This is a genomic window from Pseudorhodoplanes sp. (genome assembly GCF_050250235.1).
GTDB lineage: Bacteria > Pseudomonadota > Alphaproteobacteria > Rhizobiales > Xanthobacteraceae > Pseudorhodoplanes.
In genome coordinates this window covers 1-19,687 of record NZ_JBFWPA010000120.1, presented here as the reverse complement: position 1 = coordinate 19,687, position 19,687 = coordinate 1, and the positions used below count along the sequence as shown (strand labels likewise).

Sequence of the window (19,687 nt, the reverse complement as noted above, 5' to 3'; positions counted from 1 at the left end):
TCCCGTAGGAGTCTGGGCCGTGTCTCAGTCCCAGTGAGGCTGATCATCCTCTCAGACCAGCTACTGATCGTCGCCTTGGTGGGCCATTACCCCACCAACTAGCTAATCAGACGCGGGCCGATCCTTCAGCGATAAATCTTTCTCCTTACGGACGTATTCGGTATTAGCCCAAGTTTCCCTGGGTTGTTCCGAACTGAAGGGTACGTTCCCACGTGTTACTCTCCCGTCTGCCGCTCCCCTCCATCAAGCGAGCCCTTGGCTCGCTTGATATTGAAACGATCCCTTCAAGCGAGCTTGCGCTCACTCGAAAAGTCCGCTCCGCAACCTCCAAGCTCGCTTGAAGGAGGGGCGCTCGACTTGCATGTGTTAGGCCTGCCGCCAGCGTTCGCTCTGAGCCAGGATCAAACTCTCAAGTTTCATGAGATTTTGATCTCGGCTGATCACACGTTTTCGCTGGTGTTGCTTGCGCAACGCCATCTTTGACGAGGTCCATCCACCCGATCCTGCGCCCGATTGCTCGAATGCCCGACCGGTTGCGATGTACCTTGAAACGTAGACCGCCGAATATTCTCACTCGGCCGCAACCACACGCATACCGAAGCATGCACTCCGGTCACGTACTTGGAAGCGGCCCGCAAGGACTCCGCCGTCCACGTTTCTCTTTCTTCCGATTCACTTGTCAAACAGCCCGGGGTCCGCAGACCCCATCCCCGGTAGCCCGGAGACAAAGAAATCGCCGAAGCAATCCCGCCTCCGACAACTGATCGGAAGCTGGTTCACTGTTTCAAGTGAGGTTGCTTCGAAAGGCGCGTCATCACGCCGAGGCAGTGCGGCGCGCCGAGTGGTGGGTATATATTCGGGGCGTCATTTGGTGTCAACACGATTACAAACAAAAAAATCGCGCTGCGCCGCAAACGGCCCGATCGTCCACAGATGGGTTTGGGCCCTTGATTTTGCAAGTCATTTGCCTGCTGCGCCGCACTGAGGCCACATTCCTCCGCCGTGCTGGCAGTGTTGGGGGGAAGTGTTCGCGGCCCTTGGCCCGCTTTTCCGGATCGTACGAGGCGAGTTTGGCGCGGATTGACGCGTCCCGCTCACCACGGCATCTTGCCGCGGCCTTGTCTTCCGGTCGGGTCGCTGCTGGGGGCGCGATGATCTGATGACCATACCGGGCAGGCGCACGAGCCTTTCGGAGTGCCTGGACGTTCAGGGGGACGGCGAATTGGACCACGGACGGCGCGCGCCACTCCGGTCAAAGGGCGAGATCGATCGCATCGATCTTGGCAATGAGCCGCCGCTCTCCGTCGATGGCGGGACCGGGATGACGGTCGACCGCCGCCGCGTTTCGGCGCAGTGGTTTTCCGGCACGATCCTGACCGGCCTGTGCGGCGCAGCCCTGATGGGCGGCGCCGTGTTCACCGCGCTCGACGGCGAGGCTCATTTCGCTGCATTGCCGGAACGCGTCGAAGCCGCCTTGCGTGGCGCAATCGCGGAGCGCAGCGGGGGCCCGCGCAAGGCCGACCGGCTGCCGCCCGCGGGTGAGACGGATTCTGCGCGTCAGGTGATCCGGGTCTCGATGACCAGCCGTGTCGGCAACCGCGAAGTGGTGCGGGTGCGGCCATTCGTGCGCGTGTCGTCCAACCTCGCGATGGCGGTTACCGAACTGTCGGCGAATATTCCTCCCTTCAACCCGCAGAAGATGCTTGCCGATTCCGACGCGCCGGTGACCAGCACAGAGAGCGCCAATGCCGCCGAACCCGACGGCGAGGTATCGTTCGTGCAGCGCGACCTTGCCGCCATCCTGCCGCGCGCAAAAATCGCAGGCGTCCTGCCGATGGACGATATCCTGTCCAGCGTACGTGAGGCCGCCAACTGGAATGCGCGCGACACCACCAGCTACAAGGTGGCCGGCATCACGCCGAGCCGCGCGCTCGGCTATGCACCCGAGGGCGCGCCCGACCCCTATGCCGGGTTCGAAGCGCGAATCGTCCCCGAAAACATCACCCTTCTTCCGAAGAACACGGGGCCGTCCAGCACCGCCAACGAGCGCACGATCGTCGTCAAGAAGGGCGACAACGTTTCCAGCATCCTGCGCGATATCGGCGCCCTGCCTGAGGAAATTCGCGCGATCGCCTCGGCTCTGGGCTTCCGCGGCCGCGATAATGGACTGAAAGAAGGTCAGCGCCTGCGCATCCTCACGACCGCGGTCCTCGGCGGCCGACTGCAGCCAGCGCGCGTCATCGTTGCCAACGAAGCCACCATCGAAGCCGTGATCGCCCTGTCTGACCTCGGACGCTATGTGTCGGTGGACGTGGCCGCCATGAACTCCGCTTCTGTCGCGGACGCTCGCGACGACGATGAGGACGACGGCTCGGGGGTGCGGCTCTATCAGAGCATTCACGAGACCGCGCTCCGCAACCAGATTCCGCGGGCGGTCATCGACGACATGATCCGCGTCTATTCCTATGACGTGGATTTCCAGCGCAAGGTCCAGCCCGGAGATTCGTTCGACGTTCTTTATGCGGGCGAAGACGAGTCGCCAGCCGGCGTCGAGACCCGCAACGACGTGCTGTTCGCAGCGCTCACCGTCGGCGGCGAGCACAAGAAATTCTACCGGTTCCAGACTCCCGATGACAACATCGTCGACTATTATGACGAGACCGGCAAAAGCGCTAAGAAGTTTCTGGTCCGCAAGCCGATGTCCGATGGCATTCTGCGCTCCGGCTTCGGGGTCCGGCGCCACCCCATCCTTGGCTACGCCAAAATGCATACCGGCGTGGACTGGGCCGCGCCGCATGGCTCGCCGATCTATGCCGCCGGCAATGGCGAGATCGACAAGGTCGGCTGGGAAGGCGGCTACGGCAAATATATCCGGATCAAGCACACCAACGGCTACGAAACCGCTTATGGCCATATGACCGCTTACGCCAAGGGCATCGAACCCGGCGCAAAGGTGCGGCAGGGTCAGGTAATCGGCTTTGTGGGTTCGACCGGCCTGTCGACCGGAGCCCATCTGCATTACGAGATCATGGTCAACGGCCGCTTCGTCGACCCGATGCGCATCCGCCTGCCGCGCGGACGCGTCCTGGAAAACCAGTTGTTCGCCTCGTTCGAGGCCGAACGTGACCGCATCGACGGCATGATGGCGCGCGGTGGCGGCGGTCGCCTGGCACAGACCAACGCACCGGCGCGGTAGACGTCATTGCGAGGAGCGAAGCGACGAAGCAATCCGGCGGCGCTCAGGCCGGGCAATGGATTGCTTCGCTCCGCTCGCAATGACGATGTCGCGTCCTTTTCTGGAGGCTAGACTAGAACCTACGCCGCTTCCTTCACGCCCTGGCCGTTGAAGGTCAGGCCGCTCTTGCCTGCCGAGACCGTGACGGTGTCGCCATCCTTGACCTTGCCCGACAGGATCAGTTCGGCGAGCGGGTCCTGCAGGTGCTTCTGGATCACGCGCTTGAGCGGGCGCGCGCCATAGGCCGGGTCATAACCCTTGTCGGCGAGCCATTCGCGCGCCGCCGGCTCGAGCTTGATCGTGATCTTGCGCTCGTCCAGCAGCTTCAGGAGCCGCTGCAACTGGATATCGACGATGCGGCCCATGTCCTCGCGCCGCAGCCGGTGGAACAGCAGGATCTCGTCCACTCGGTTGAGGAATTCGGGGCGGAAATTGGATCGCACCACCGCCATCACCTGGTCGCGTACCGCGTCGGAATCCTCGCCTTCCTTCTGGTTGACCAGATATTCGGCGCCGAGATTGGACGTCATCACGATCAGCGTGTTGCGGAAGTCGACCGTGCGGCCCTGGCCGTCGGTCAGCCGGCCGTCGTCGAGTACCTGCAGCAGCACGTTGAACACATCCGGATGCGCCTTCTCGATCTCGTCGAACAGGATCACCTGGTAGGGCCGCCGGCGCACGGCTTCGGTGAGCGCGCCGCCCTCCTCGTAACCGACATAGCCCGGCGGCGCGCCGATCAGGCGAGCGACCGAATGCTTCTCCATGTATTCCGACATGTCGATACGCACCAGCGCATGCTCGTCGTCGAACAGGAATTCGGCGAGCGCCTTGGTCAGTTCGGTCTTGCCGACCCCGGTCGGGCCTAGGAACATGAACGAGCCGATCGGCCGGTTCGGATCCTGCAGGCCCGCACGCGCGCGGCGCACCGCGGTCGAGACCGCCTGCACCGCTTCCTTCTGGCCGATGACGCGCTTGGTGATCTGCTCTTCCATCTTGAGCAGCTTCTCGCGCTCCCCTTCCATCATGCGGTCGACGGGGATGCCGGTCCAGCGCGACACCACGCCTGCCACATGGCTTGCGGTGACCGCCTCCTCGGCCAGCACGGCGCCGGCGGCGCTTTGCTGTTCGACCTCGGCGAGCTTGGCTTCGAGCTTCGGAATCCTGTCGTATTGCAGTTCGCCCGCGCGCTGATAATCGCCACGCCGCGTCGCTTCAGCCAGCTCGTTCTTCAGCTTGTCGAGCTCCTTCTGCAGGTCCGCGGTCTGGGTCAGCTTGTCCTTCTCGGACTTCCATTTGGCGGTGAGTGCGTCGGCCTTTTCCTCCAGTTCGGCCAGTTCCTTTTCAAGCCGTTTCAGCCGGTCCTTCGAACCGGCATCGCTTTCCTTGCGAAGCGCCTCCTGCTCGATCTTTCGCCGCACGATTTCGCGGTCCAGATTGTCGAGTTCCTCGGGTTTGGAATCGATCTGCATGCGCAGCCGCGCCGCCGCCTCGTCGACCAGGTCGATCGCCTTGTCCGGCAGGAAGCGGTCGGTGATGTAGCGGTTGGACAGCGTAGCCGCCGCGACCAGCGCCGCATCGGCCACCCGCACCTTGTGATGGGCCTCGTACTTGTCCTTCAGCCCGCGCAGGATCGAGATGGTGTCCTCGACCGTGGGCTCCTCCACGAACACCGGCTGGAAGCGCCGCGCCAGCGCCGCATCCTTCTCGACGTGCTTGCGATATTCGTCGAGCGTGGTCGCGCCGATGCAATGCAGTTCGCCGCGCGCCAGCGCGGGCTTCAGCAGGTTCGAGGCATCCATCGCGCCATCTGCCTTGCCGGCGCCGACCAGGGTGTGCATCTCGTCGATGAACAGGATGATCTGGCCGGCCGAACCGGTGACCTCGGTCAGCACCGCCTTCAGCCGCTCCTCGAATTCGCCGCGATATTTCGCGCCCGCGATCAGCGCACCCATGTCGAGCGCCAGCAGCTTCTTGTCGTCGAGCGAATCCGGCACGTCGCCGTTGATGATGCGCAGCGCGAGGCCTTCGACGATCGCTGTCTTGCCGACACCCGGCTCGCCGATCAGCACGGGATTGTTCTTGGTGCGCCGCGACAGCACCTGGATGGTGCGGCGGATTTCCTCGTCGCGGCCGATCACCGGATCGAGCTTGCCGTCGCGCGCGGCTTGCGTCAGGTCGCGGGCATATTTCTTCAGCGCATCATAGGCATTCTCGGCGGTCGCGGTATCGGCGGTGCGGCCCTTGCGGATTGCCTCGATCGCAGCATTCACGTTCTGCGCGGTGACTCCCGCCTTCTGCAGGATCTTGCCGGCATCGCTTTCCCGGTCCATCGCGAGGGCGAGCAGCAAACGCTCGACGGTCACGTAGGAATCGCCCGCCTTCTGGGCGACCTTTTCGGCCTGGTCGAAAATGCGCGCCAGCGCCGGCGTCATCGCCGGCTGGCTGGCGCCGCCGCCCGAGACCTTGGGCAGCTTCTTCAGCGCCGCCTCGACGTCTGCCAGGGCCTGTCTGGAATTGCCGCCCGACCGGTCGATCAGCCCGGCGCAAAGACCCTCCGGGTCGTCGAGCAGCACTTTCAGCAGATGGTCGGGGGTGAACTGGGGGTTGCCCTCGCGGAGGGCCAGCGAATGCGCAGACTGAATGAACCCGCGCACCCGTTCGGTGTATTTCTCAAAATCCATTATGTCGCTCCCTCGGTCTGATCCGCGGCCCTTCAAGAGGCACCTGCGGAGCATCTGGGTCCCGGCGCCGTGATCCGCGTCAAACCGACGGGTCACGATACAGGGACATTCCGGCGGACCCCGTCTGGGCATCCGCAGCCCCGATGTAGGAATGCGGTCCCGTTTCCGGAAGGCAGGCCAACCGAAAAAGCTTGCCGGTGCCTTACCGCTCCCGCAAGAGGGGAGGCCGATTCACCGACACCGTTAAGCTCCTGCTTATGAACGCGAAAATCCAGTCGATTTACCACTACCCGGTGAAGGGCCTCAGTCCCGAAATATTGGACGCAGTAACGCTTGCCGCGGGGCATCCCCTCCCCGCCGACCGGCTGTACGCGATCGAAAACGGCCCCTCCGGCTTCGACCCGTCAGCCCCGCGATACTTCCCCAAGCAGCGCTTCCTGATGCTGATGCGCAACGAGCGGCTCGCTGCCCTCGATACCCATTACGACGAGGCGAGCCACACCCTGACCGTCCGGCTGAACGGCGCCGAGGCCGCGCGTGGCGACCTGCGGACGGCGGACGGACGGACAGCGATCGAGGGTTTTTTCGCACGCTACTCGGCCGACGAACTGCGCGGACCGCCGAAGGTGCTCCACGGCGAGGGTCACAGCTTTTCCGACGTGGCCGCCAGGGTGGTTTCGATCATCAACCTCGCCTCGGTCGCGGCGGTGGAAAGCGCGGTCGGCGCTCCGGTCGATCCGCTGCGCTTCCGCGGCAATCTGCATGTCGACGGCTGGCCGGCCTGGGAGGAATTCGACCTGCTCGGACGCACCCTCTCGATCGGCGATGCGCGGCTGCAAGTTGTGAAGCGGATCGTGCGCTGCGCCGCCACCAATGTGGAGCCACGCACCGGCATCCGCGATCTGGAAATTCCGAAGACGCTGATGCGGGCCTTCGATCACATGGATTGCGGTGTCTATGCGGAAGTGACGGCTGGCGGCACCATTGCAGCCGGCGACGCGATCCGCGTCGCCTGACGCTCAACCGCTCCGAAAAGCGCCTCGGGTCAGTCGTAGCTCGGATAACAATAGGACAGCGAGTTCGAGTACGGGACGCAACTCGGCTTGGGCACCTTGTATTTGGCGGCATCGAGCGCGTTGAGCTGGTCGATGTCGCCGACTCGGACTTCGGCCGGGAATTCCGGATTGGTCGGGCTGCCGTCGCCCTTGTAAGACCCGCCATTGCGGGCAGACTTGCCATCCTTGCTGATCCAGATCGACTGGCCCGACGTGACCGTGAACACCGTCCCATCGAGGAGCGTGACCTTCACTTCACCTTGCAGCACGCCGATGAAAATCTCTTCCCCGATGTCAAGATCGACAACCGTTCCGCGGATGCCGAGCGTCGCGACCGGTGTCTTGATGGCATAATTTGTCGGATTCTGAGCGCCGGTGACAAAGCGCATCGAGCCCTGCACGGCGTTCACCACGACCTGCCCGGTGCCGCGATTCGGATTGTAGACATACTTGTCGAGCAGCAATTCCGCCCGCGGGCCCATGCTCAACACCGTCTTGTCAACAAACATGAGCTGCGCCGTCGCCGCATCGCCGGTCTTGATGCGCTCGTTCGAGAATACCGAGCTGCCGACCGAGAGTGCGCCGCTGTTGCCGCGCACGTCGTTCTTCACTGCCGAAGCGACGCCGATCCGAGACTGCGCATCCGCAGAGTGTCCGGCGAGCGTCAGCGCCGCAACGGCAAGAGAGAACGGGAGTATGACCGGGCGAGGCGGCATGGGCGAACAATCGCTACCTTTTTACCCATCAGAGACGGGGTGTGGTTCCTAAAACACGGCCGACGAGGTTGATCGGCCTCAAGCGTTTCCTGCATAGCCGAGACTGGCCAATTACGCTAGACGAGCAAGGCAATTAGCAACGAGTGTTGCTTGAAAGTCGGGGCGGCCTTGTGATCTTGAACCGGGGGATAGTGTGGCTCTTGGTGGCCATGGCGGTGGTAGCCGGATCGGTCGCAGCCAGCGCGAAAGAAATCGATACCCTGTACGCGCGAGTGTTGCGCGAACCTGCCAATACCGAACTCAATCTGCGTTTCGCACGCCTCGCTGAGGAGCAAGGCAACTTGCGCTGGGCCCTGATGGCCTATGAGCGCGTGGTGCTCAACGACCCGAGCAACTGGGAAGGCAAGGTCGGGCTGATGCGGGTCCGGCGCGCCATCCAGCCGACCTATACCGTGATGACGATCGAACTCGGCGCCGGTTACGAATCCAACCCGCTCTATTACCTGCCCGCCAATCAGGATCCCTATACCAATCGCAACGGAGCCAACCAGCAAGGCAAGAGCACCTGGTTCGGACAGGGCCTCATTGCGCTTCAGGACGAGCGCAGGATCGGCGGCCAGATGTGGCGCACCAATGGCGCCATCTTCGGCCGGGTCAACAGCGAATACGGCGACCTGAACTACGCGCATGCCGGCGGCGAGACCGGACCGCTGATCGATCTGATCCCGGGGCTGAGCTTCACTCCTGCGATCGGCGGCGCCGTCGGCTATTTCGACGACCGCTTCTATTACGGCGAGGGGTCCGGCAGCGCGACCTTCGAAGGGACCACGCCGGAGGGAATCTACCGATCCTTGCGCTTCCGCGCGGCGTACCGCTCCTACGACAGTTATTTTCCGTCGCAGGAGGGCTGGTACTACGACATCCGCGGCCGCGTAGCGATCCCGAAGCTGTTCGGCGAAGGGACCGTGTTCGCGTTCTCGCCCTGGGTGCTGTGGAGCGACATTTCGGGCACCGTGACGAATACGCTCGTCCAGGAGATTCAGCCCGGCGCCTATACCGAATACGGCGGTCGCGTCGAACTCTTCAAGAAATTCGGATCGTGGGTGACGGTCGGCCTGAATTTCCAGGTGAGCCAGCGCAATTATCGCAACGACTACGTCATCGGGACCGGCGAGCAGCGCAAGGACACCCTGCTGATCCCGGGCGCGATGGCTATCTTTCCCGGCTTCTTCTGGAAGGAATGGGACCTGCGGTTCGACTATCGCTATCTGCGCAACGACTCCAACGATCCCACCAAGGAATTCAACGATCACATCGTGACCGCTGCCGTCACCAAGCGCTTCGATCCGTTCCGGCCGGCGCCCATGCCGGGCCGCTGACCCGGTCCCGACGGTTCGTTTACCGCGCGTTAACCTCCAGCGCAGCACCTTGCCCTGACAGCAATCGCAGGGCGGGCGATGGCCAGCGGACGATATTGGCTTGGCTTGGGGGCGGCTCTCATGATCGCGCTCGCCGTCACCCCTGCGCGCGCCGATCTGAAGCTCTGCAACAATCTGAGCTATGTGGTCGATGTCGCCCTCGCCTTCGAGGATCGTGGAACGGCCACCTCACGCGGCTGGTATCGGCTCGAGCCCGGCCAGTGCCGGAATGCGTTGCAGGGAAAGCTGCCGGCAGGCGAATTGTTTCTCCACGCCCGCGTTCTCCCGATGTATGGCGGCGCGCCGCTGCCGCTGCGGGGCGACACCGAGTTCTGTACCGGCAGCACCGATTTCTCCATCGCCAGTGCGCGCAATTGCCGCGGCGGCCAGCGTCCGGTGCTGTTCACGGCGGCGAAGCCTTCGCAGACCGAAGAAGGCCATCGCGTCACGCTCGCCGAAGAAGCCGGCTATTCGGAGGATCAGGCCCGCGACGCCGGCATCCAGCGGCTGCTGGCGGTCGCGGGCTACGACCCCGGCCCGATCGACGGCGTGCGCGGCGACAAGACCGACAACGCCATCCGGCAGTTTGCGCAGGACAGCAAGCTGCAGGTCACCGCCGCCGCGCGGTCCGACTTTTTCACTTTGCTGATGGAGGCCGCGCAGAAGCCCGGCACCGGCTTCGCATGGTGCAACGACACCGCATATGCGGTGATGGCCGCGATCGGCATCGAGGACGCGAATGCGATCACCACCCGTGGCTGGTATCGCGTCGAGCCCGGCCGCTGCCTGCGGCCCGAAGCAGCGGGGCAGGCAAAGCGCATCTTCTCGTTCGGCGAGGCGGTCGACGCCAACGGACAGACGCTGTCGAGCGGCGGCAGACCGATCGCCTGGGGCGGCGCGACGATGCTGTGCACCCGCGCGGCCAAATTCGAGTCTTATGATCACGTCGACTGCAAGGCCCGCGGCATGGCGCAGACCGGATTTGCGGCCGTCGAGACCGGCCAGGGCCCGACCATCGTGCGATTCAAGTAGAGGTCCGCTGGCGCATTGCCGCGGCCTGCCATAGATAGGCGCCATGAATTCAGGGCCTCTTTCCCGCGCCGCCGACGGTCAGCCTGTTCCCGCAGACGGGGCGGACGGAGGGGTCACCGCGGCGCGCGGCGGCGCCTTTGCCCACGTCACCACCTGGATTTTCGATCTCGACAACACGCTCTACCCGCATCATCTCAACCTCTGGCAGCAGGTCGACGAGCGCATCCGCGACTACATCGCGAAACTGCTCGACCTCACCGGTGATGAAGCCTTCCGGCTGCAGAAGGACTATTATCGCCGGTACGGCACTTCGATGCGCGGGCTGATGACCGAGCACGGCATGGAGCCGGACGATTTTCTCGACTTCGTGCACCAGATCGACCACTCGCCGCTGGAACCGAATCCGGGTCTCGGGGCGGCGCTGGAACGCCTGCCGGGACGAAAGCTGATCCTGACCAACGGCACCCGCAAGCATGCCGACGCGGTGATGCGGCGGCTCGACATCCATGATCATTTCGAGGACGTGTTCGACATCATCGCCGCCGAACTGGAACCGAAGCCGTCGCAGAAAACCTACGAGAGATTTCTCCTTCGCCATGGTGTCGATCCTGCCCAGGCTGCCATGTTCGAGGATCTTGCGCGCAATCTCGCCGTCCCCCATGCACTCGGCATGACCACGGTGCTGGTGGTGCCGGAAGGCACACGGGAAGTGTTTCGAGAAGGCTGGGAACTCGAGGGGCGGGACGCCCCCCATGTGCATCACGTCACCGACGACCTGTCCGGCTTCCTTCAGGCGAAATGCTGCCGCTGAACCCGCGCGGCGCTATCCGATGATACTCGGCAGCCACAGCGCCATCGCCGGAAACAGGATCAGGAGCGCGATCAGCACCAGATCGGCGGCAAGGAACGGCAGCGTGGCGGCATAGATACGCATCACCGGGATTTCCGGATGCTGCGCCTGGATGACGAACACCGTCATCCCGGTCGGCGGCGTGATCAGCCCGATCGTGCACATCACGGTAACGAACACGCCGAACCAGATGCCGTCATAGCCGATGGCGTTGATCAGCGGCAACGTGATCGGAACCGTGATCAGGATGGTCGAGACCTCGTCGAGGAAGGTGCCAAGGACGATGTAGAGCGCCATCACCAGCATCAGCACCCAGAACGGCGACAATTCGCTCAGGTGCGCCCATTTGGTCAGTTCGGTCGGGAACTGGGTCAGCACGATGAAGCGCGCGAAGATGAAGGCGCCGGCGACCACGAACAGGATCGACGCGGTCGTATAGACCGTCTCCAGGATGCATTCGATCAGGCCGCGCACATTCATCGCCCGGGTGGCGAACGCGATGACGATCGCGGCGAAGGCCGCGACGGCCGCGGCTTCGGTCGGCGAGAACCAGCCGAGATAGATGCCGAATACCGCGAGGAAGAACAGGATGCCAAGCTTCCACATGCCGAGCGAAGCGCGCAGCCTTTGTCCGAGCGGCATCGACGCGACGCGCGGAACCCAGTCCGGCTTGAGCCAGGCCACGGCCCAGACCGTCAGGACATACAGGCCGGCGAGCACGAAGCCCGGCACGAATGCCGCGGCATACAGCTTCACCAGCGAGACTTCGGCGACGATGGAATAGATCGCGGTCAGCACCGAGGGCGGGACCAGCACGCTCAGCGTGCCGGCCGAAGCCACGGCGCCACCGGAAAAGGCCGCGTCGTATCCGTTGCGGCGCATTTCCGGGATGGCAACACGCGAGAAGGTGGCGGCGGTCGCGATCGAGGAACCGCAGATCGCACCGAACAGCGTGCAGGCGCCGATGGTCGCGTTGGCGAGCGCGCCGCGGATGCCGGAGAACACCGCGTTGCAGGCCTGGAATAATTCGGTCGCCATATTGGCGCGCGACGCCACCGAGCCCATCAGAATGAACAGCGGGATCACCGAGAGCGAATAGGCGCTGGCCATCTGGTTCGGCACGCTGCCCGCCATCCTGAGCGCCGGCGGCCAGCCGTCGATCGCCACGTATCCAAGAAAGCCGGACGCGGCGAGCGCAATCGCGATCGGCACGCGCAGGAAGATCAACGCCAGCAGGCCGACCACGCCAACGATGCCGACGGCCATGATGCTCATGCCCGCGGTTCCGTCGGGTCGGGCGAGCGGCCCGGCGCCTTGTCGTCGCGGCGAAACAACATGAACAGGGCGGCGAGCGCCGCGAGGCTCATGCCGATCAGAACCAGCGACCAGTGCCAGTAACGCGGCAAGGCGAGATCGGCCGTCACATCATGGAATTCGTAGGAATCCCGCGCCGCGAACCAGCCCTGCCAGACCAGCACGACGAACACCGCGACCGCGAGCACCAGCGCCGCCCGCGTCAGGAACGGCACGATCCGCGGCAGCAACTCGTCGATAGTGTTCACCAGGATGTTGTCGTCGCGCAGGAACACGCAGGGCAGCGCGATGAAGAACGTGCCGGCCAGCATCAGCTCGACAAGCTCGTACACGCCGCGAATCGGATAGTTGAAAAAAGCGCGCAAAACGACATCCGCGACGGTGAGCAACAGCATACCGACCAGGAACACTGCCGCGACCGCACCGCAGATCGTCGATGCGATAGTGCCGATGCGTTTCACCGCGATGACCCGTGGAGAATAGCGGGCGAGCCAGCCGCAACGTCACCTCCCCCTGAAAGGAGGAGGTCGGATCGCGAAGCGATCCGGGTGGGGGTCTTTCGCCGTACCAACCTAGACCCCATCCCCAACCCTCCCCCTTTCAGGGGGAGGGAGCAGACCTGCGCCACTTGCGACGCAAAACCGAAACACGCTCAGTTCCAGAAATTCTTCGAGGTCTTCGAATGCTTGTCCGCCAGCCCCTTCATCATCTCGTAGACGGCGGTGCCGGGCAGCCCCTTGCCGTCAAGTTCCTTCACCTTGGCGGCGGCAACATCGGCGCCGATCTTGCGGAACTTGGCGTCCTCCGCAGGCGACAGCTTGATGGCCTCGCCACCGCCGTCCATCAGCGCCTTCTTGCCGGGCACGTCGAGGCCGTCCCAGGCTTCGCCGATTTCCTTTTCGACGTTCTGAACCGACTTCGTGATCAGCGCCTGCAGATCGGGCGGAAGCTTGTTCCAGGTATCCTGATTCATCACCACGCCGAAGCTCGACACATAGGAATACATCTCGGTCGAGTGCTTGACCGTGCCGCCCATCTTGAAGGCGATGCCGGCGCCGCCGTAGTCGATGAACACGCCGTCGATCGTGCCCTTCTGCAATTGCTCGACCTGCTCGGTCGGCAGCACGCCGACCGGCGTCGCGCCGAGCGCCGCCACGAAGTCGCGAATCGTCGGCGACGCGAAGCGGATGCGCAGCCCCTTCATGTCGTCGGTCGATCGGATCGGCTTCTTGGTGGTGTGAATCTGGCCGGGCTGATGCGTGAGCAGGATCAGCACCTTCACGCCCTTGTGCTCGGCGTCCAGGTATTTCGCGCGCAGCTCCGGATCGTTCAGCGCCTTGGTGCCGATCTCCGCCGAGCCCATGAGATAGGGCACCTGCACCAGTTCGGTCAGCGGGAAACGGCCCGGGGTCGCGCCATGCAGGAACCAGGCGATGTCCGCCTGCCCGGTGCGCGCCAGGTCGTATTGCTGCTGGACGGGGCCCATGGTCGAGTTGGGGAAACGCTTGACCACGATGCGACCGCCGGAATCCTTTTCCAGTTGGTCTGCCCACTTGGCCAGCCACCGCGACATCGCATGCTGTTCGGTCACAAAATGCGTGAGCTTCAGCTCGATCGGCTTCTGCTGCGCCGCAGCAGTCGCGATACTCGCCGTGAGTGCCAGAACGGCGAATGCCGGCAGATTCCAGAACTTGCTTCTCATAATGAATCCTCCCACGCGCCGGCTGTGCGCCGGTCGCTTCGTTGTGAGACGTAGGCTGCCAAAAGCCGCGCCTCCCTGCAACCGCGATTGGCAAATGTTGCGCACGCCGCGCGGGTGGCGGATAGTGTAAAAAACTTGGAGGATTGCCCATGTCCGAGCGCCTCAATCCGAGCGTGGCGCGGCCCGTGATCTCGCAGCAGGCCGGGATCACCGTGCGGCGCGTGGGCGTCAATCTCGGTGCTGAAATCTCAGGCATCGACCTGCGCCAGCCGTTGCTCGACGCGCAGTTCGAAGCGCTCAACCAGGCGCTGGTCGAAAACGAGCTGATCATCTTCCGCGACCAGGACCTGACCTCCGATCAGCTGGTCGCCTTTGGCCGCAGATTCGGCGAACTCACCGTGCATCCCTTCGCGCCAAACGAAGGCAAGGATGCGCCTCACCTGATCAAGTTTCGCAACGACGAGACCACCCCGCCCTTCGGCACCGATGTCTGGCATTCGGACGAGACGTTCCGCGCCGAACCGCCGATGGCGACCGTCCTGGTCGCCAAGGAAGTGCCGGCGGTCGGCGGCGACACCATGTTCGCCAGCATGACCGCGGCTTATGAGGGCCTGAGCGACAAGATGCAGCAGTACATTTCCGGGCTTTATGCGATTCACGACATGAAGCCGTTCCGCCCGCTGTTCGGCAAGTCGCCGGAGGAGCGCAGGAAGCTGCAGGAGTTCGAGCTGAAATATCCGCCGGTTCTGCATCCGGTGGTGCGAATCCATCCGGATTCAGGTCGCAGGTCGCTGTTCGTCAATCCGCAATTCACCATCGCGATCGACGGGATGGAAGAGACCGAGAGCCGCGCGCTGCTCAACACACTCTTCCAGCAGGCTTTCGTGCCGGAATATCAGTTCCGCCATCACTGGGAGCCGCACACCATCGCGATGTGGGACAACCGCTCCACTCAGCATTATGCGGTGCACGACTATTATCCGCAGCGACGTTACATGGAGCGCATCACCATCCAGGGCGGTCCGGTGAAGGGCCTCGACCCCGCCGACCCGTCGACGGTGCGGCGCGCCAAATATGTCGCGCCCAAGGGTGTCGACACCCACGGCGGGCACAAGCCGCATTGATTCCTGCGGGCCCAGGCGACCCGATCTCCCCGCATCCGCGAGGGGATCAGCGCTTTGCCAAGGGACAGCACCCGTACACTGCCTCGACCACCACGCTACGCCGCCGCCTCGTGATCCGGCTGAACGCTGTGGATGTGCACGTCGCGCTGCGGAAACGGGAATGACAGGCCGGCCGCTTCCAGTTCGGATTTGCCGCGTCTCGTGAGGTCGCGCCGCAGATTCCAGTATTCCGATGTCGCGGTCCACACCCGCAAGATGAGGATCACCGCACTGTCGCCCAGTTCGTCCACGAATACCTGCGGCGCGGGCTCCGAATGCACGCGACCATCGGACGCTGCCAGTTCCGTCAGGACATTCAGACCCGTCGCGATATCGTCGCCATAGGCCACGGCGAATTTCAGATCCACCAGCCGCGTCGGCAGCCGGGAGAAGTTTGTGATCCTGGTGTTCCACAATTGCGCATTCGGCACGAACAGGAAGATGCCGTCCCAGGTATGCAGCTCGCTCGCAAACAGCCCGACCTCCTTGACGGTTCCTGCGACGCTGCCGGTGTCGACATAATCCCCAACCCGGAACGGCCGCAGCCAAAGCAGCATCAATCCTGCGGCGATATTCGAGAGCGTGCCCTGCATCGCCAGCCCGATCGCCAGACCGATGGCGCCCAGCGCCGCAAGAATGCTGGTGGTCTGGATTCCCAGTTGTCCGAGAACGGCAACGGCAACAAGGACCAGAATGGCATAGCGAACCAGCGAGGAAAGCACGCTGCGCAGCGTCGGATCGACCCGCGATGTCCTGTCGAGCAGTCCTGCAACAGCGCGTTGAGCGCGTCCGGCGATCCACCATCCGAGCGCAAACAGCAGGACCGCGCTGACGAAGTTCGGCAAGGCAAGGGCGGCCCACGCGGAAAGCTGCGACAGGAAAGTGGTGGCCTGATCGGTCAGGGCTTTTGGGTCCATCGGAAGTCCCTCCTTGCGCTTGAATTCAACAGGCCGCAGGCGACCGCTGCGGCTCTATTCGAACGCGAGGGCGAGGAATTCAACCCGTAGCTGCTGCGTCGCCTTGACACCGTGCTCCGTTCCATCGACAAAACTCCGCCTTATCGCCAGCCGGAATGACGATCCCCCATGGCTCACGACAAACTCGCCCAGACCATCGACGACGCTTTCGACAAGCGCGACGGCATTTCACCCAAGACCAAAGGGCCGGTTCGCAAGGCGGTGGAGCAGGCGCTCGAGCTTCTCGATTCCGGCACCGCGCGCGTCGCCGAAAAGCAGAATGACGGACGCTGGCAGGTCAATCAGTGGCTGAAAAAGGCGGTCCTGCTCTCGTTCCGGCTGAACGACATGACCGTGATGCGCGGCGGTCCCGGCAAATCGGTCTGGTGGGACAAGGTGCCCTCGAAATTCGACGGCTGGACCGCCGCCAAATTCAGGAAGGCCGGCTTCCGCGCGGTGCCCAATTGCGTGGTGCGCAAATCTGCCTTCATCGCACCGGGCGTGGTGCTGATGCCGTCCTTCGTCAATCTCGGCGCCTATGTCGATTCCGGGACCATGGTCGACACCTGGGCGACGGTCGGCTCCTGCGCGCAGATCGGGAAGAACTGCCACATCTCGGGCGGCGCCGGCATCGGCGGCGTGCTGGAGCCGCTGCAGGCGGGGCCGGTCATCATCGAGGACAATTGCTTCGTCGGCGCGCGCGCCGAGGTCGCCGAGGGCGTCGTGGTGCGCGAAGGATCGGTGCTGTCGATGGGCGTCTATCTCGGCGCCTCCACCACTATTATCGACCGCTCGACCGGCGAGAGCTTCCGCGGCGAAGTGCCGCCCTATTCCGTGGTGGTGTCCGGCACGATGCCGGGCAAGCCGCTGCCGAACGGCCAGCCCGGCCCGAACCTCTATTGCGCGGTGATCGTCAAGCGCGTCGACGAACAGACCCGCTCCAAGACCTCGATCAACGAGTTGCTGCGGGACTGAACCGCGACAGAGATTCGCACGACAACACCCCGAATCGCTGCCGATACGGGTGCGTGATGCGCTGGTTTTCGCCGTTCCCGAATGTTCCGTATCGCCTTCGAGTGGCGGTCCGGCATGGCGATCATTGGCGCCAATTGTCTCGGCGCCATGGTGCTGCGCGCCGAGAGAGCCGCTCGTCTCGAAGCGGCGCTGGCGTCGGCCGCAATCCGTATGGCGAGGATCGCTGAACGAAACCGCCGAAACGCATGAGGCCGACGATGAATGTGATCGATCTGCTCACCCGCCTGGACGGACGCATCAACCGCAAGCCTTACTGGATCGGCTCGCTGCTCATTCTCGGCGCCGCCTTCGCAGCCCTTGTCGCAGTCGTCGCCATATGGGGCGATGATGCGCTCGACGGCCCCTATTCCGGCAACAGCGCGATGTCGCTGGCGATCGGCTGGCTGATCATGCTTGCGTCGGTTCCGGTCGCAGTGAAGCGGCTGCATGACCTCAACCGCTCCGGCCGATATCTGTGGCCCATTTTCGCGCTCGAGGCGCTGCTGACGGCCGGCGACCTGTCGGGCGTTACCGGCAACGAGACGGACCCGAACGCCCTCGGCTGGGTGCTGCTCGGAATCTACGCCATGTATGCGCTTGTGCTGTTCATCGTCCTCGGGTTTCACCGGGGGACGCCGGGCCGCAACGATTTCGGCCCCGATCCGCTGGCGCCCGAGGAAATCCCGGCCAGCGTCAGTCTCTGATCGGTCGCCATCGAACCTCACGCGCCCCCACGGCGACCAATATCCAGGGTCGCATCATTGGGGACGCGTCATGAGCCTGTTTTCTCTGCTTTTCGGCTTTCACGGCCGCATCGGCCGCGCGCATTGGTGGCTCGGCATGACCATCGTCGCGGCCTCCGCCGCCTCGATTGTGGTCGGGATCGGCATTCTGCGCATGCATCCGATTTTCTTCCTGCCGTCCGCGCTGCTGTCCACCTTTCCGATTTTCGCGCTTGGCATCAAGCGGCTGCACGACCGCGACCTGACCGGCTGGTACATCGGCTGGATCACCGTCATTCCCGCAATCCTGCTGCTGCTCGCGTCCCGCATCGCCGAGGGTTCGCCGGTCTGGTGGATGTTCGTGTCGTCGGCCATCGCCCTGTTCGCCTGGGGCCTGACCGAACTCGGTCTGCGGCGCGGCGTCGAAGGCGTCAACGAGTATGACGAGAGTGACGCGGACGAGACCGCGATCCCGGCATTGTGATCGAGAGGAAGATGCGCATGGCATTCCTCACATTCTTCCTCGGCTTCTCCGGCCGCATCGGCCGCGCCCAATGGTGGTACGGCATGCTGGGCATCGCTTTCACGATTGCGGTGATGTTCGCCATCGTGATCTGGAGCGATCATCCGCTGCTGGCCGTGCCGCTGGTTCTGTTCGTATTCGTTTCGGTTTATGCTCTTGCGGTCAAGCGGCTGCATGATCGCGGCCGGTCCGGCTTTTGGTCGCTGGTCTTCATCTTCTTGCCCGGCGTCATCGACCGCATCTCGGACCGGTTGACGGACCACGGCGCGCTGTGGTGGGTGCTGGCCGTGCTAAGCCTTGCGCTTGGCCTGTGGGGACTGCTGGAGCTTGGCGTCCTGCGCGGTACGGATGGCAACAACGATTATGGACCGGACCCCCTTGCGCAACGCGAGCCGATCGGCGAACCCGAAGCCACCCGCTGACCCCGTTGCCATCGCGCAAGGCCTGCTGCGCTGTCCCTCGGTCACGCCGGCGGAGGGCGGCGCGCTCAGCTATCTCGAAGCGATACTGAAGTCCGCGGGCTTCACCACCCATCGCATGACCTTCTCGCAAGCCGGCACGCCGGACGTGGAGAATTTTTACGCCCGCATCGGCTCGGGCTCGCCACACCTGATGTTTGCCGGCCATACCGATGTGGTGCCGCCGGGAAACGAGATGGCGTGGACGCACCCGCCCTTTGCCGGAGAGATCGAAGGCGGCGTACTTTACGGCCGCGGCGCGGTCGACATGAAGGGCGGAATCGCCGCCTCCATCGCCGCCGTGCTCGATCATCTCGCGGCAAACGGCGGCAAGCCGCAAAAGAACGGCAGCGGATCGATCTCGTTCCTGATCACCGGCGACGAGGAGAGCGTCGCCATCAACGGCACGCCCAAGCTGCTCGACTGGGCGGCGAAGCGCGGCGAGACCTTCGATCACTGCATCCTCGGCGAGCCGAGCAACCGCGAGACGCTGGGCGACACCATCAAGATCGGCCGGCGCGGATCGCAGAACGGCACCCTGATCGTGCATGGCAAGCAGGGCCATGTCGCCTATCCGGAGCGCGCCGACAATCCGGTGACCGGCCTCGTCACCCTGATCGCCGCGCTCAAGGCCGAACCGCTGGACCGGGGCTCGAAGCTGTTCGACCCGTCCAATCTCGAATTCGTCTCGATCGATATCGGCAACAAGACCGTGAATCTCATTCCGGCCGAGGCGCGCGCGCGCTTCAACATCCGGTTCAACGACCTGCATGATCAGGAATCGCTGAAGGCGCTGATGGAGGAACGAGCGGTCCGTGCTTCGGCCGGAAAAATCCGGTTCTCGTTCG

Annotated in this window: 17 protein-coding genes and 1 rRNA gene; 11 read left to right on the top strand and 7 right to left on the bottom strand. The window is 63.8% G+C overall.

Translation table 11 applies throughout. The features are described 5' to 3' along the window. A 16S ribosomal RNA gene (locus AB7F49_RS31080) occupies positions 1-417 on the bottom strand; the annotation flags it as partial. A gap of 742 nt (positions 418-1,159) precedes the next feature. On the opposite strand from AB7F49_RS31080, the gene AB7F49_RS31075 reads away from it, so the two are divergent. Continuing rightward, on the top strand, positions 1,160-3,196 hold the full coding sequence (locus AB7F49_RS31075) for a peptidoglycan DD-metalloendopeptidase family protein (protein WP_428529658.1): 2,037 nt from the start codon (positions 1,160-1,162) through the stop codon (positions 3,194-3,196). Positions 3,197-3,315: 119 nt separating this feature from the next. Here the strand turns inward: AB7F49_RS31075 and clpB are convergent, their stop codons facing one another. Then, entirely contained in the window at positions 3,316-5,916 is a 2,601-nt protein-coding gene (gene clpB / locus AB7F49_RS31070) for an ATP-dependent chaperone ClpB (RefSeq protein WP_428529656.1), read from the bottom strand. 257 nt (positions 5,917-6,173) lie between these two features. On the opposite strand from clpB, the gene AB7F49_RS31065 reads away from it, so the two are divergent. Beyond that, positions 6,174-6,932, top strand: coding sequence for an MOSC domain-containing protein (locus AB7F49_RS31065; protein WP_428529654.1), 759 nt, complete (start codon positions 6,174-6,176; stop codon positions 6,930-6,932). A 29-nt stretch (positions 6,933-6,961) separates the two neighbouring features. Here the strand turns inward: AB7F49_RS31065 and AB7F49_RS31060 are convergent, their stop codons facing one another. Then, positions 6,962-7,687, bottom strand: a complete 726-nt coding sequence (locus AB7F49_RS31060) for a FecR family protein (protein WP_428529652.1) — start codon at positions 7,685-7,687, stop codon at positions 6,962-6,964. Between the two features lie 209 nt (positions 7,688-7,896). Between AB7F49_RS31060 and AB7F49_RS31055 the strand changes: the two genes are divergently transcribed. From AB7F49_RS31055 to AB7F49_RS31045, 3 genes are all read left to right on the top strand, one after another. Then, complete coding sequence (locus AB7F49_RS31055) at positions 7,897-9,066, top strand: hypothetical protein (RefSeq protein ID WP_428529650.1); 1,170 nt, start codon at positions 7,897-7,899, stop codon at positions 9,064-9,066. 120 nt (positions 9,067-9,186) lie between these two features. Further along, positions 9,187-10,137 (top strand): DUF1036 domain-containing protein, encoded by a 951-nt coding sequence (locus AB7F49_RS31050; protein WP_428529648.1) that lies wholly within the window; start codon positions 9,187-9,189, stop codon positions 10,135-10,137. A 43-nt stretch (positions 10,138-10,180) separates the two neighbouring features. Continuing rightward, positions 10,181-10,948: a pyrimidine 5'-nucleotidase gene (locus tag AB7F49_RS31045; RefSeq protein ID WP_428529646.1), complete on the top strand. Its 768-nt coding sequence runs from the start codon at positions 10,181-10,183 to the stop codon at positions 10,946-10,948. Positions 10,949-10,960: 12 nt separating this feature from the next. On the opposite strand, the gene AB7F49_RS31040 is transcribed toward AB7F49_RS31045, so the two are convergent. From AB7F49_RS31040 to AB7F49_RS31030, 3 genes are all read right to left on the bottom strand, one after another. Further along, the gene (locus AB7F49_RS31040; RefSeq protein WP_428529644.1) at positions 10,961-12,262 is read right to left on the bottom strand and encodes a TRAP transporter large permease; all 1,302 of its coding nucleotides are present in this window, start codon (positions 12,260-12,262) and stop codon (positions 10,961-10,963) included. Beyond that, entirely contained in the window at positions 12,259-12,762 is a 504-nt protein-coding gene (locus AB7F49_RS31035; RefSeq protein WP_428529642.1) for a TRAP transporter small permease, read from the bottom strand. The genes AB7F49_RS31040 and AB7F49_RS31035 overlap by 4 nt, the downstream gene beginning before the upstream one ends. 191 nt (positions 12,763-12,953) lie before the next feature. Then, complete coding sequence (locus AB7F49_RS31030; protein ID WP_428529640.1) at positions 12,954-14,003, bottom strand: TRAP transporter substrate-binding protein; 1,050 nt, start codon at positions 14,001-14,003, stop codon at positions 12,954-12,956. Between the two features lie 149 nt (positions 14,004-14,152). On the opposite strand from AB7F49_RS31030, the gene AB7F49_RS31025 reads away from it, so the two are divergent. Beyond that, positions 14,153-15,127 carry a TauD/TfdA dioxygenase family protein gene (locus AB7F49_RS31025; protein WP_428529639.1) on the top strand — a complete coding sequence of 325 codons (975 nt, stop codon included), beginning with the start codon at positions 14,153-14,155 and terminating at the stop codon, positions 15,125-15,127. A 95-nt stretch (positions 15,128-15,222) separates the two neighbouring features. Here the strand turns inward: AB7F49_RS31025 and AB7F49_RS31020 are convergent, their stop codons facing one another. Then, positions 15,223-16,083 carry a mechanosensitive ion channel family protein gene (locus tag AB7F49_RS31020; protein ID WP_428529637.1) on the bottom strand — a complete coding sequence of 287 codons (861 nt, stop codon included), beginning with the start codon at positions 16,081-16,083 and terminating at the stop codon, positions 15,223-15,225. Positions 16,084-16,251: 168 nt separating this feature from the next. On the opposite strand from AB7F49_RS31020, the gene dapD reads away from it, so the two are divergent. From dapD to dapE, 5 genes are all read left to right on the top strand, one after another. Then, positions 16,252-17,097, top strand: coding sequence for a 2,3,4,5-tetrahydropyridine-2,6-dicarboxylate N-succinyltransferase (gene dapD / locus AB7F49_RS31015; protein WP_428529635.1), 846 nt, complete (start codon positions 16,252-16,254; stop codon positions 17,095-17,097). Positions 17,098-17,354: 257 nt separating this feature from the next. Then, positions 17,355-17,840, top strand: coding sequence for a DUF805 domain-containing protein (locus tag AB7F49_RS31010; protein ID WP_428529633.1), 486 nt, complete (start codon positions 17,355-17,357; stop codon positions 17,838-17,840). A 70-nt stretch (positions 17,841-17,910) separates the two neighbouring features. Further along, complete coding sequence (locus tag AB7F49_RS31005; protein ID WP_428529632.1) at positions 17,911-18,342, top strand: DUF805 domain-containing protein; 432 nt, start codon at positions 17,911-17,913, stop codon at positions 18,340-18,342. A gap of 17 nt (positions 18,343-18,359) precedes the next feature. After that, entirely contained in the window at positions 18,360-18,803 is a 444-nt protein-coding gene (locus tag AB7F49_RS31000; RefSeq protein ID WP_428529631.1) for a DUF805 domain-containing protein, read from the top strand. Next, positions 18,745-19,687 (top strand): succinyl-diaminopimelate desuccinylase (gene dapE, locus AB7F49_RS30995; protein WP_428529629.1); only part of this gene is annotated, 943 nt, incomplete at its 3' end. The genes AB7F49_RS31000 and dapE, both read left to right, overlap by 59 nt.

What these genes read in the sequence shown, in the direction of transcription:
- AB7F49_RS31075 (WP_428529658.1), top strand. Translation starts at nt 1,160, where the DNA reads ATGACCATACCGGGCAGGCGCACGAGCCTTTCGGAGTGCCTGGACGTT.
- clpB (WP_428529656.1), bottom strand. Translation starts at nt 5,916, where the DNA reads ATGGATTTTGAGAAATACACCGAACGGGTGCGCGGGTTCATTCAGTCT.
- AB7F49_RS31065 (WP_428529654.1), top strand. Translation starts at nt 6,174, where the DNA reads ATGAACGCGAAAATCCAGTCGATTTACCACTACCCGGTGAAGGGCCTC.
- AB7F49_RS31060 (WP_428529652.1), bottom strand. Translation starts at nt 7,687, where the DNA reads ATGCCGCCTCGCCCGGTCATACTCCCGTTCTCTCTTGCCGTTGCGGCG.
- AB7F49_RS31055 (WP_428529650.1), top strand. Translation starts at nt 7,897, where the DNA reads ATGGCGGTGGTAGCCGGATCGGTCGCAGCCAGCGCGAAAGAAATCGAT.
- AB7F49_RS31050 (WP_428529648.1), top strand. Translation starts at nt 9,187, where the DNA reads ATGATCGCGCTCGCCGTCACCCCTGCGCGCGCCGATCTGAAGCTCTGC.
- AB7F49_RS31045 (WP_428529646.1), top strand. Translation starts at nt 10,181, where the DNA reads ATGAATTCAGGGCCTCTTTCCCGCGCCGCCGACGGTCAGCCTGTTCCC.
- AB7F49_RS31040 (WP_428529644.1), bottom strand. Translation starts at nt 12,262, where the DNA reads ATGAGCATCATGGCCGTCGGCATCGTTGGCGTGGTCGGCCTGCTGGCG.
- AB7F49_RS31030 (WP_428529640.1), bottom strand. Translation starts at nt 14,003, where the DNA reads ATGAGAAGCAAGTTCTGGAATCTGCCGGCATTCGCCGTTCTGGCACTC.
- AB7F49_RS31025 (WP_428529639.1), top strand. Translation starts at nt 14,153, where the DNA reads ATGTCCGAGCGCCTCAATCCGAGCGTGGCGCGGCCCGTGATCTCGCAG.
- AB7F49_RS31020 (WP_428529637.1), bottom strand. Translation starts at nt 16,083, where the DNA reads ATGGACCCAAAAGCCCTGACCGATCAGGCCACCACTTTCCTGTCGCAG.
- dapD (WP_428529635.1), top strand. Translation starts at nt 16,252, where the DNA reads ATGGCTCACGACAAACTCGCCCAGACCATCGACGACGCTTTCGACAAG.
- AB7F49_RS31010 (WP_428529633.1), top strand. Translation starts at nt 17,355, where the DNA reads ATGAATGTGATCGATCTGCTCACCCGCCTGGACGGACGCATCAACCGC.
- AB7F49_RS31005 (WP_428529632.1), top strand. Translation starts at nt 17,911, where the DNA reads ATGAGCCTGTTTTCTCTGCTTTTCGGCTTTCACGGCCGCATCGGCCGC.
- AB7F49_RS31000 (WP_428529631.1), top strand. Translation starts at nt 18,360, where the DNA reads ATGGCATTCCTCACATTCTTCCTCGGCTTCTCCGGCCGCATCGGCCGC.